A 12548-nucleotide genomic window follows, 5' to 3' on the forward strand; every position below is an offset into this window, starting at 1 on the left:
CCATGACCAACGACATCGACGAAAGGACTGTGGTGAGCGAGGTGGACAGCCGCATCGCCGTCATCGGACTGTCGGTACGGCTCCCGGGCGCCGAGGACGTCGTGGACCTGACGGACCTGCTGGGGCGCGACGGCGTGGAGGTCGATGACGTCCCGCCCAGCCGATGGCGTCGCGAACTGTACCTCGGTGACGGCCCCCACCAGGGTTCCCATCACCGCGGCGCCTTCCTGCCCGACGTGTTCTCCTTCGACCACGAGGCGTTCGGCCTGACCGCCGAGGACGCCGTTCACCTCGACCCGCAGCAGCGGATGATGCTCGAGGTCGGTGCGCGCGCCCTGGAGGACTCCGGGTACCTCAGGTCCCGGCGCAGGCTGAACGCGGGCGTGTTCATCGCCGCGCGCATGAACGGATACGGCTTCGACCAAGGACGTGGCCTGGCCGACTCCTCGGACCTCGCCGGCCGGCCCGCCGCCTTGTGGGGACGGTCGCAGAACTTCATGGCGGCCTGGCTGTCGGACCGCTTCGACCTGTCGGGGCCCAGCCTGGCCGTCGACACGGCCTGCTCCTCCTCCCTGACGGCCGTGTGGCTCGCCTGCCAGAGCCTCGCGGCCGGCGCCAGTGAACTGGCCGTGGTCGGCGCGGTCGACCTGCTGATCGATCCACTGACGTTCGTCATGCTCTCGCGCACCGGAGCCCTGTCCCCGGACGGCCTGTGCCAGACCTTCGACACCAAGGCCAACGGCTATGTGCCGGGGGAGGGGGCCGTCGCGCTCGTCCTGAAGCCGATGACGGCGGCACTGGCCGACCACGACCTGATCCTCGGCGCGATCAACGTGGCGGCGGTCAACAACGACGGCTCCACCATGGGTGTCACCACACCGAACCTGGACGCGCAGGTGGAGCTGTTGAGCAAGGCGTACGAGACCGTCGACCCGGCCACCGTCCAGTACGTGGAGGCGCACGGCACCGGCACCGCCATCGGCGATCCGATCGAGGCGCGGGCCCTCACGGAGGTGTTCGGCCGGCACGGTGTGCCGCGGAACGCCGTGGCGCTCGGCTCCCTCAAGCGCCGCATCGGCCACCTCCACTCGGCGTCGGGCCTGGCAGGACTGGCGAAGGTGGTCGTCATGCTGCGCGAGGGTGTCATCCCGGCGCTGGCGGTCGACGCGCCCAACCCCCGCCTCAACCTGTCCGACAGCCCCTTCTATCTGCCCGCCACCCACCGCCCCTGGCCCGATGTGCCGGTGCGCCGGGCCGCGGTGAGCGGATTCGGCTTCGGCGGCACCAACGCGCACGTCGTCGCCGAGGCCGTACCCCAGGCCCCGTCGAGGCGGACGCGGGCGGAGGCGGCGCCCGGGACGGTCCACGTCCTGCCCCTGTCGGCCGACAGCCCGTACGCACTGCGCGAACTGGCCGCGCAGTGGCTTCGGTTCCTGCCCACGGTGGCCGGCGACCTCGACGACGTGTGCGCCACGGCACGCCTGGCCCGTCCGCACCGCCGCGAGCGCATGGCCGTCACCGGCGCCGACGCCGACGAGCTGGCCTCCGCACTACGGGCGTGGCTGCTCCGGGGGGACCTGCCCGGATCCGGGCAGCTCCGGGCCGAAGTGCGGGTTCGCCCGGGGGTCGTGCCGGCCGCGTGGCTGTCCGTGCTCGACCGCTCCACGCCCGCCGTGCACGAGGTCATCAGCCTCTTCGAGGCGGCGACCGGCGCCCGGCTGGAGGGCTTCTCGGGCGAGTTGCTCCGGATCAGCCAGGGAGTCGCCGTCGCGGTGGCACTGCGCGACCTGGGGCTGCCGGAGGACTCGGTGGACCTGCCCCCGGGATGGGAGGTGGTCCGGGACTTCGCCTGGGGGCGCGTCCCCCTGGAGCAGGCCCTGGCCGACGTGCTCAGGCGTGACGACGACGCGGCGCCCGTACCCGAGGACGACGGGGTCGGCGACCGCGAGGTCTGCGCACGGCTGGGCCGGGCCCACGGCGAGCGGGACGTGGCCGCGGTCCTCGCCGCGCTCGCCGCCGAACTCTTCGCGGCGGGCCTGGACATCGATTGGTCCGCGTTCCAGGCGGGGCGCGCCTGGCACAAGCGTCTGCTGCCCGTGGCCCAGCCGAGCGGTCCCGCTCTCGACCTGTGTGAGCCACTGCGCTCGGCCGAACCCGGGACGCCCACGGAACTCGTCCCGGACGACGGAACCGCCGGGTACGCCTTCTCCCGGGTGTTCGGACCCGGTGAGGTCCCCATCGCCCAGCACGCCGTGCACCGGAAGAACATGCTTCCGGGGGTGGCCTGGTTCGACTTCCTGCGCGAGGGCGCCGCCGTGCGCGGCGAGCCGTTCCACGGAGTCGGGGACGTCCTGTTCCACCGCCCGCTGATCCCCTCCGGGGCGCGCCGGGTGGTGTGCCGGGTGGATGGGCAGGGCCGGTTCACGGTCGAGGACGCCGAGAGCGGCGAGCCCTTCGTCACCGGCCGGTATCTGACACAGCACGCGCCCGAGCCCGCCGCCGTGCCGGTCGCCTCGCTGGTGGACGACCGCTGCGACATCCACGCGGGCTCAGGTCTGTACCGATGGTTGCGGAGGGTCGGATACCACCACGGCCGTTACTACCGGAACATCTCCTGGGTGGCCGGCCTGCCGGACGGCGGCACGCTCGCCCGCGTCGAGGGCCGCCGCCAGCGGGAGCTGAACCCGTCCGGTGTCCAGCTGTTCCCGGGGCTGCTCGACAGCGTCACCATCGCCGCGATCGCCCCCGGCAACCCGGTGTTCGGCGCGGCGGACGCCTCGGCGTTCATCCCGCTCTCCGTCGGCCGGGTGGACGTCCACGGGCCCTTGGACGACGCGGCCTATGTCCGTACGGAGATCGCCTTCTGGAACGACGAGGCCTGTCGCGTCACCCAGACCGTCACCGACGCGACAGGCCGGCCGCTGCTCGTGTTCGCCGACATGTCGTCCAAGCGCGTGCCCGCGCAGGCGTTCGGCGCGGACAGTGAGACATCGCCACCGGCCCACGTCCCCGCCGAGCCGCCTCCAACCGCGCCCCGGGTCGCCGCGCCGACGCATCAACCGGCGCATCAGCCGGCGCATCAGCCGTCGGATGTCGCGCGGGTGCTCGCGTGGTTTCTGCAACTGACGGAAACGGCCGAGGAACACGCCGACACGGAGTTCCTGTCCGCAGGGTTCGACTCGGTCGGCCTGGTGTCGCTGAGCGAGCGCATCTCCCAGGAAACTGGCCTGTCTCTCTATCCGACGGTCTTCTTCGAGTACCCGACCCCCCGGCAGTTCGCCGAGTTCGTCGTGCGAGAGGCACCGGAGCTCGCCCTCGCACCGGAGGATCCGGCCGCCGAGCCGTCCCGTGCCGCCGACGAGGCGCCGGCCCCCGAGCCGGAGCCGGCGGTACCGGCTCCGGCCCTCCGGCGGACCGGCCCCGCACGCCAGGCCGCCGACCACGCGCCCCGCCCACGCGACATCGCGGTCGTGGGAGCGGCCGTCCGGCTGCCGACAGCGGATGGCCTCGCCGACTTCGCGGAACTCCTCCACGAAGGCCGGGACACCGTACGCCCGCTGCCGGACGGCCGCTGGGGCCGGCCTGACCAGCCGTCGCCGTACGCCTCGTTCCTGGACCACGTGGACGAGTTCGATCCCGCGCCGTTCCGCGTCTCGCCCCGCGAAGCCCCGCTGATCGACCCGCAGGCGCGGATCGTCTACGAGACGGTCTGGGAAGCCCTGGAGGACGGCGGCCGGGTCGGCGAGCGCGCAGACGGCAGCGTCACCGGCCTGTGGATCGCCTACAGCCACGACCACTATCACGAGGAGCGGGCGCGCCATGGCATCCCCGACGGGCGCGGCCTCGGCCTGGAGGCGATGATCGCGAACCGGCTGTCCTATCTGATGGACTGGCACGGACCCAGCACAGTCGTCAACACCCTCTGCTCCTCGTCGCTCGTGGCGGTGCACTCGGCCCTTCAGCACCTGCGCGCCGGAGACATCGACACGGCGGTGATCGGAGCCGTGCACGCCGCCATCAGCCCCGAGTACTTCCGCTCCATGGGCGATCTCATGGCACTGTCACCACGGCACCGCTGCCGCGCCTTCGACAACACCGCCGACGGGTTCGTGCCGGGCGAAGGGGCCGTCGCCGTGGTGCTGCGGCGGTACGACGACGCCGAGCGGGACGGCGACCGCGTCCGCGGCCTGGTCAAGGGCGCGGCTGTGAACCACGGAGGCCGGACCACCCGGTACTCCGCACCGAGCCCCAAGGCCCAGCGGGACGTCATCGCCGCCGCCCTGCGGGACGCGGACGTCTCCCCGGACACCATCGAGCTGGTCGAGGCCCATGGCACCGGAACCCGGCTGGGCGACCCGATCGAGATCGACGGGCTGACGCGGGCGTGGCGCATGCACACAGGCCGTTCCCAGTACTGTGCGATCGGGTCGCTGAAGGCCAACATCGGCCATCTGGAGCCCGCGGCGGGCCTCGCGGGCCTGGTGAAGGCCCTGCTGGCCATGGAACACGACCGGATTCCGCCGACGCTCCATGTCACGCGCCCCAACGACCACATCCGCTTCGAGGACACCCCCTTCTATCTCGCCGGGCGCGCACAGCCCTGGCCGCGCGGCGTCCGCCCGCGGCGCGCCGCGATCAGCGCCTTCGGGATGGGCGGAGTCAACGCACACGTGATCGTCGAGGAGCCGCCCGCCACGTCCGGCCGGGCACCTCTCGCGCAGGACAGCCACATCGTGCGGGTCAGCGCCGCCGGCGAGCCGGCCCTGCGCGCCCTGGCCGGCGCCTACGCCGACCACGTGGCCGCCACGGACGAGGAACGGCTCGGGGACTTCGCCCACACCGCGAACACCGCCCGGGCGGTGCACCGCCACCGGGTCGCCGTCCACGGCGCCACCGCCGAAGAACTGGCCACCCGGCTCGCCGCCGTCGCCGCCGGAACCACCCCGACGACCCGGCACACCGGCGGGACGACGCCCACCGCGTTCCTCTTCACCGGGCAGGGCTCCCAGTACCCCGACATGGGCAAGGGGCTGTTCGCCACCGAGCCGCACTTCCGCGGCGCGCTCCACGAGTGCGCCGAACTCGTGGCCCCGCACACCGACGTCCCGCTGCTCGAACTGCTCTACGGAGACGCCCGGCACCTGCTGGACCGGACCCGGTACGCGCAGATCGGCATCGTCAGCGTGCAGGTCGCCCTCGTCCGCTGGCTGGAGGCGGCCGGCATCCGTCCCGATGTGGTCGCCGGGCACAGCCTCGGTGAACTGACCGCGGCCTGGACCGCCGGCGTGCTCACGCTGCCCGACCTGCTGCGGCTGACCGCCGTGCGCGGCCGGCTGATGCAGGCCCAGCCCGCCGTCGGGGCCATGGCCGTCGTCCACACCGACGCCGACACCCTGACGGCCGCGCTCCAGCCGTATCCCGGCATCGAGATCGCCGCCTACAACGCGCCCCGCATGCAGACCATCAGCGGGCCGGCGCAGGCCATCGACCGCTTTCGCACCGAGACCTCCGAACGTGTGCGGCCGCTGGCGGTCAGCCACGCCTTCCACTCCGCGCTGATGGACGGAGCCGTGGCCCCGTTCGCCGATGTCGTGGCCGCCACCACCCTCACCCCGCCGGTGATCCTCTTCGCCAACACACTCACCGGTACCTGGCACACCCCCGACACCGCCACCGACCCCCGGCACTGGGCCCAGGCCATCCGCCGGGCCGTCCGGTTCGGCCAGGCCGTCACCACCCTGGGCGAGGCGCGTCCGCACACCGTGTGGGAGATCGGGCCGCACCCGCAGCTCATCCCCCTGGCCCGCGCCGCGCTCGCGGAAGGGGGCCCGGGCGTTCAACCGGCCTGGATCGCCACGCTCCGGCGGGACCGAGGTGACCAGGCCCAGCTCCACGCGGCCCTGGCGACCCACCACAACCACACCGGCGCGGACCTGACATGGACCGGCCTCCACCACGGCAAACACCAGCGCACCACCACCATCCCCACCTACCGGTTCCACCGACAGCGTTTCTGGATCCCGGCCGACGCCCGGGACACCCCGGACGCCACGGCCGGCACACGTCCCGACGACAGGAAAAGGCACCAGCATCATGGCTAGCGAGTACGGACTGAAGCGACACTTCAACGGCGAGGCGGCACACCTCCTCGGCGGGATGATCCGCCCCGCGCACCCCGCTTTCGACGCCGAGGGCTACGCCGCCGAGGTGGAGCGGCGCATCCCGGACAAGGAACTGAAGGACCGCGTTCTCGTCCTGACCGAGGGCCTGCGCACCCGGCTGCCGCAGGACTACCCCGGTGCCGTCCCGATCCTCCTGTCGATTCTCGGTGAGGAACTCGCCGAGGGCGAGGGCATGTTCAACACCAGCTGGTATCTGATGCCGGTGGCCAGGTTCGTGGAGGAGTACGGGCTCGACCACCCCGAGCTGTCCCTCGACGCCATCGAGGAGATCACCAAGCGGCACACCGGCGAGTACGCGATCCGGCCCTACATCGAGCGCCACTACGAGCCGACCATGAAACGCGTCGCGCGGTGGGCCCACAGCCCGAGCCACAACGTGCGGCGTCTGGCGAGCGAGGGGGTCCGGCCACGCCTGCCCTGGGCCCGCACCCTGGACATCTTCGTCAAGGATCCGCAGCCGGTCCTGGAGATCCTCGAACCCCTGCGCAGCGACCCCTCCGAGTATGTGCGCAAGTCCGTCGCGAACAACCTGAACGACATCTCGAAGGACACCCCCGGCGTGGCCCTCGCCACCGCGCTGCGCTGGCTGGAGGAGAGCCCCACCGCCGAGACGACCTGGACCGTCAGGCACGGGCTGCGCACCCTGGTGAAGAAGGGCGACCAGCAGGCACTGGCCCTCCTCGGCGCGACGGGCGGCGAATGGGTCCACACATCCCGCCTGCGCGTCACCCCCGGGTCGGTGGCCGTCGGGGACACCCTCGTCATCGACTTCGAGATCGAGAACACCGACGACCGGGCCCACAGCGTCACCGTCGACTACGTCGTCCACCACATGCGCAAGAACGGCCGCACCATCCCCAAGGTCTTCAAGCTCACGACCCTCGAGCTCGAGGCCGGTGAACGGCGGAGCCTGCGGAAGTCCCACCCGATCAAGGAGGTTCAGACCCGGAAGTACTACCCGGGCGAACACCTCGTCGACATTCAGGTCAACGGCCTGGTGAAGGCCACCGAGCGATTCGATCTGCGGACATGAACGGCGTCCGGTTCCACCTCGGCGCGACCGATCCGGTGGTCCGCGACCACCGGATCGGGGCCACCCCGGTCATCGCGGCCGCGACCCAGGTCGATGTCATGCTCCGCGCCTGCGAGGACCGGCGGCCCGGCAGCCTGTGGACGTTGCAGCATGTCACCTTCCGCAGACCGCTGCGGGTGGCAGGGCCGGACATCGAGCTGGTGGGCGTCATGACCGAGGACGGACGGTGCTCGGTCCGCTCGCCGGACGCCGACGAGCCGGTCGAGTACAGCACGGCCCACTGCCACGGCGTTCCCCTGCCGCCGCCCCGCTACCTCGACGTCGCCGGGCTGCGGGCCGGCTGCACCGAGAGTGTCCCGCTGGCGGACGTGGCCGGGTGGCGGCGCGCCAGCGGCATCACCTACGGGCCGGCCTTCCAGGCGATCCGGTCCGTGTCCCGGGGGCCGGGCCGGATGCTGGCGGTCCTGCGCGCCTCCGACGACCTGCGCTGGGCGGGCTTCTTACCGCCCCCGCTGCTCGACGGCGTCCTCCAGCTCCTCGGCATGCTCGACGCCGGAGCGGCCGGGATGCGCCTGCCCTGGTACATCGGCCGGATCGTGGCCCGCCGCCCGATCACGGGAACGGTCCTGGCCCTGGTCGAGCGGGAGACGACGCCGCCCGGCGGCGCCGGCGGTGCCGTACGCGGCCGCGCCACCGTATGCAGCCAGCAAGGGGAGGTACTGCTCGAACTCGAACGCATCACCCTCAAGGCCCCGGTGTCCGAGGCGCGGGAGCGGCCTCAGGCGCCGCCCCCCGGAGCGGTGTTACGGCCCCCCGGCCTGCTGGAGACCGTCACCTGGCGGAAGACCGAGCCGACCGCAGCACCGCCGTCCTCCGGCGGTGTCACGCTGCTCGTCTCCGCGCACGACCTGCCGGCACCGCAGGACCGGCCCGTCGTACGGCTGGCGCCCGGCGAGCTGACCGCGGACCGTCTCGACGCCACACTCGCCGACGGCCCCGTGCGTGAGGTGGTGTACGTCGCGCCCGAGGACATCACGACCGAGGCACAGGCGACCGAGGCACTCCAGGGCGCCTTCACCCTCGTACGCCGGCTCGCGGCGCGTCCCCCGATGCCGGACCTGCTGATCGTCACCACGGCGGCCCACTCGGTCACGGGGGAGGAGCCCGTCGCCCCCTTCATGACCGCGCTGTGGGGCCTGGGCCGCACGCTGCGCGTGGAACATCCCCGCACCACCGTGCGCCTGGTCGACCTGGAACCCGGCAGCACCCGGGGCGGCCGGCCCACACCGCTGCCGGACGCTCTGGGACACACGGAGCCGGAACTCGCCCGGCGCGGCGGATCCTGGTACACACCCTCGCTCGAACCGGCCCGGCCCGCCACCGGCCGGCCGGCCCGGTTCCGCGGCGGGCGCTTCCTCATCACCGGCGGCATGGGCGCCATCGGCCTGCGGGTGGCGGAGTTCCTGGCCGCGGCGGGCTGCGCGCACCTGACCCTGGTGGGCAGGACCGTGCCGGACCGTGAAGAGGCCAGGCGGCGCATCCACCGGCTCTCCACGCTCTGCGAGGTGGACGTCGTGGCCGCGGACGTACGCTCCCTGCCCGCCGTGCTCGACGGCGCCGCGCGCTACGACGGGATCTTCCACACCGCGGGAGTGCTGCGCGACGGCCTGGCCCGCAGCCTGACACCGGACCAGGTGGCGGAGGTCCTCGGCCCGAAGATCGGTGGGGTGCACGCCATCGCCGATCTGGTGGCCGCGCACGACCGGCCCGACTTCGTCGTCCTGTTCTCGTCGATATCGGCCGTACGCGCCAACCTGGGCCAGAGCTCCTACGCCGCCGCCAACGCCTACCTGGACGGCTACGCCGCCCGCAAACGCGCCGACGGCGAGCCCTGGTACAGCCTCGCCTGGGGCCTGTGGACCGTCGGCATGGGCGAGGACATCGCCGTGCGGGCCGCCGAGCACGGCATCCCGGCCCTCACCGCGGACGACGGCGTCGCCCTGCTGCACGCGGCCCTCAGCCGTCCCCCCACGAACCACGTCCTGTCCGCCGCCGCGCAAGCGAAGGGTGAACCCATGACCACCGTCACACCGGAAAGCGGGCTGTGGCCGCCGCTCGCCACCGCTGTGCAGAAGATCCTTCACGTCGACGACGTCACACCCGAGGACGACCTGCTGGAGTTGGGCCTCGACTCGATGATGGCGGTCGAGCTGGCCGCGGCCCTGTCCGGCGACGGACTCGACGTCGACCCCATGGTGTTCTTCGAGCACAGCGGCATCCGCCCCCTGCTCGGCCACCTCGACTCGGCGGCGGGGGGCGGTGCGGTCCGCGAACCCGCGGACGGCGCATCACTCCGGACGCCCGAACCGGCGGCCTCCCCGGCACCGGCTCCGCGGGAAGACCTCGCGGTACCCGCTCCCGCGGGAACTGTCGCCGACTCCTTCGTCCCCGACTGGGACCGCTACCGTCCGGCGGCGCCCGCGCGGCCCGCGGAAAGCCCGGCCCCGAGCCCCGCACGGCCCCGCGTCACCCCGCCCTCCCCGCCGCCGGCCACGTCCACGGTTCCCGTGACACCTCGTACCGCCGTGCGCATACCCCGGCGCACCCTGCCCGGGCGGCTGTCCCCCCGGAGCGACGGCACCTTCCTCGACCGGCGCATCGACGCGCTCTCGGCGGAGGACCGCCTCGTGGTCGCCCGGGACGAGTATTTCTACGAGCCCGTCATCGAGCGGGCCGAGGGCGCCCGGATCAGGTTCGACGGCCGCTGGTTCCTCAACTTCGCTTCGTACAGCTACCTGGGACTCATCGGGCACGACTACATCGACCAGCAGGTCCTGGACGCGGTGGAGCGGCACGGGACCGGCGCCCACGGCGTGCGGCTCCTGGCCGGCACCCTGCATCTGCACCGCGAGCTGGAGCTGACGCTCGCCAGGTTCCTCGGGACCGAGGACGCCATCGTCTTCTCCAGCGGCTACATGGCCAACGTGGCGACGGTGGGCGCGCTGGTCGGCCCGGGCGACGTGATCATCGGCGATGTGTACAACCACGCCAGCATCCTCGACGGATACCGGCTCTCGGGGGCCGAGGTCATCACGTACGCGCACAACGACCTGGCCGACCTGGAGCGAGCCCTGAAGAAGGCGGGTGACGCGGGCCGGCTGGTGGTGACCGACGCCGTCTTCAGCATGGACGGCGACGTGGCCGACCTGCCGGGCATCGTGGAGCTGTGCGAGCGCTACGGCGCCCCGCTGATGGTCGACGAGGCGCACAGCCTCGGCGTGCTCGGTGACACCGGGCGCGGCATCACCGAACACGCCGGCATCGACCCGGAGCGCGTCGACGTGAAGATGGGCACGCTGTCCAAGACCGTTCCCAGCGCGGGCGGTTACGTCGCCGGATCGCGCGACCTCGTCTTCGCGTTGAAGAACAACGCGCGCGGCTGGATGTTCTCGGCCGCTGCGACTCCGGCCCAGGTGGCGGCCGCCAAGGCGGCGATCGAGGTGATGGCGGCCGCCCCCGAACTCACCCGCGAGCTGCGGGCCAGAACCACCCGGTACCGCGAGCAGCTGCGCGCCCTTGGCTTCGACACGCTCGCCAGTGAGACGCCGGTGGTGCCGGTCATCTGCCGCAGCGCCGAGCAGGCGATCGCCATGGCCCGGCTGTGCCAGCTCGACGGGCTGTTCGTGCAGCCCATCGTCTATCCGGCGGTGCCCCGGACACTGCCGCGCCTGCGGACGATCGTCAACCTCAGCCACTCGGAAGCCGACCTGGACACCGCGGTCGCCACGCTCGAGAAGGCGGGCCGGTCCTGCGGCCTCATCTCCTGACCGGCGACCAGGCCTCTTCACCAACCACATGACTCTCAGGGGGTTTTGGACATGACCGACATCGACGCCGCGGCGTTCTTCGCAGCCGTACTGAAGACCATCGCCTCGACCCGCAATCACGGCACCGACCCGGGCGAACACGCCAAGGGCGTGGTGGAGCCGGCCACGCGCATCCGTGCCGTCGAGGAGGAAGTGGGCGAGCGACGACTCACCTCCGACGAGGCCGAAGAGGTGCTGGAGCTGCTCGGGACCACCTTCCGGGCCAAGCGCACCCCGGACGAGGAGCGGGAGTACTACCTGCGGTACATCGAGCAGGTTTCCGGGATCAGCCGGGCCTCGCTGGGTGTGTCCGCACCGTGAGCACTCCCGAACCCGCGTGGTACAGCCATGAGCTCTGCTTCTGGCACGACCCCGGGCCCGGTTCGGGATACGTACCGGTCGGGCCCGGGATCGAGCCGCTGAGGCAGTTCGCCGTGGACCCGGACCTCAGGCGGGCCGAGGGGCTGGTCAGGGCGTCCGGTGTCATGGACCGGTTCACCGCCGTGACACCGACGCCCGCCTCGGACGAGGACCTGCGGCTCGTGCACACACCGGAGCACATCGAACGCGTCGAGGCGGCATCGGCGATCGGCGCGGGAGACGCGGGCGTGTACGCCCATGTGAACTACCACAGCGCCCAGGCCGCGAGGCTCGCCGCCGGGGCCTGTGTGCAGGCCACCACGGATGTCCTGGACGGGCGGTTCCACCGGGCCTACTGCCTGGTGCGGCCGCCCGGACACCACGCCGAACCCGACCGGGCGATGGCACTGTGCCTCTACAACAACGTGGCCATCGCCGCCCGGGCCGCGCAGCGCCACGGGGTGCGCCGGGTGCTGATCCTCGACTGGGACGTGCACCACGGCAACGGCATCCAGCGGGTCTTCTACGAGGATCCCGACGTGCTGTACATCTCCATCCACCAGGACGGGCTGTTCCCGGCGGCGTCCGGCCTCGTCATGGAGACCGGTGCCGGTGCGGGCGCGGGCAGCACACTCAATGTGCCGCTGCCCGCGGGCAGCGGACACGAGGCGTACCTCGCGGCCGTCAGCCGCGTCGTGGAACCCGCGGCCCGGGCCTTCGGGCCCGGTCTGATCCTGGTGGCGGCGGGCCTCGACGCGGGCGGTCACGATCCGATGGGCCGGATGATGTGCACCAGCCGCACGCTCCACGCCATGACCTCGATGATGTGCCGCCTCGCCGGCGAACTGACGGAGGGAAGGATCGTCTTCGCCCATGAGGGCGGCTACTCGGCCTGGTACCAGCCGACGCTGGTGCTGAGCACGGCCAGCGCGATCGCCGGTCTCCCCGCCCCGAACGACCCGTTCCTGCACTCGCTGGAACACCTTCCGGGACAGCGTCTGCAACGGCACCAGAACCGGGTGATCGAACACCTGGAATCCCACCATCCGCTGCTCACCCGGCAGTCGGCCCCCGTCCGGCCCCGGGCCCGGAGCAGCCGATGAGCCA

General features: G+C 72.4%; 5 protein-coding genes. All 5 read left to right on the forward strand.

From position 1 onward, the window contains the following. Positions 1 to 2: 2 nt before the first annotated feature. Genes ABTY62_RS00605 through ABTY62_RS00625 form a run of 5 tightly spaced genes read left to right on the forward strand, consistent with a single transcriptional unit; the run spans position 3 to position 12544 of the window. Positions 3 to 6101 (forward strand): beta-ketoacyl synthase N-terminal-like domain-containing protein, encoded by a 6099-nt coding sequence (locus ABTY62_RS00605; RefSeq protein ID WP_352127114.1) that lies wholly within the window; start codon positions 3 to 5, stop codon positions 6099 to 6101. Further along, complete coding sequence (locus ABTY62_RS00610) at positions 6094 to 7215, forward strand: DNA alkylation repair protein (protein ID WP_352127115.1); 1122 nt, start codon at positions 6094 to 6096, stop codon at positions 7213 to 7215. The genes ABTY62_RS00605 and ABTY62_RS00610 overlap by 8 nt, the downstream gene beginning before the upstream one ends. Then, entirely contained in the window at positions 7212 to 11042 is a 3831-nt protein-coding gene (locus tag ABTY62_RS00615; protein WP_352127116.1) for an aminotransferase class I/II-fold pyridoxal phosphate-dependent enzyme, read from the forward strand. The genes ABTY62_RS00610 and ABTY62_RS00615 overlap by 4 nt, the downstream gene beginning before the upstream one ends. A 51-nt stretch (positions 11043 to 11093) precedes the next feature. Beyond that, positions 11094 to 11402, forward strand: a complete 309-nt coding sequence (locus ABTY62_RS00620; RefSeq protein WP_352127117.1) for a hypothetical protein — start codon at positions 11094 to 11096, stop codon at positions 11400 to 11402. Then, on the forward strand, positions 11399 to 12544 hold the full coding sequence (locus ABTY62_RS00625) for a class II histone deacetylase (RefSeq protein WP_352127118.1): 1146 nt from the start codon (positions 11399 to 11401) through the stop codon (positions 12542 to 12544). Before ABTY62_RS00620 ends, ABTY62_RS00625 begins: the two co-directional genes overlap by 4 nt. Positions 12545 to 12548: the final 4 nt, after the last annotated feature.

The organism is Streptomyces sp. NPDC097640, assembly GCF_040302705.1.
Lineage (GTDB): Bacteria > Actinomycetota > Actinomycetes > Streptomycetales > Streptomycetaceae > Streptomyces.

Excerpts from the sequence above, each read along its gene's own strand:
- ABTY62_RS00610 (WP_352127115.1), top strand. The coding sequence starts at position 6,094 with ATGGCTAGCGAGTACGGACTGAAGCGACACTTCAACGGCGAGGCGGCA.
- ABTY62_RS00605 (WP_352127114.1), top strand. The coding sequence starts at position 3 with ATGACCAACGACATCGACGAAAGGACTGTGGTGAGCGAGGTGGACAGC.
- ABTY62_RS00615 (WP_352127116.1), top strand. The coding sequence starts at position 7,212 with ATGAACGGCGTCCGGTTCCACCTCGGCGCGACCGATCCGGTGGTCCGC.
- ABTY62_RS00620 (WP_352127117.1), top strand. The coding sequence starts at position 11,094 with ATGACCGACATCGACGCCGCGGCGTTCTTCGCAGCCGTACTGAAGACC.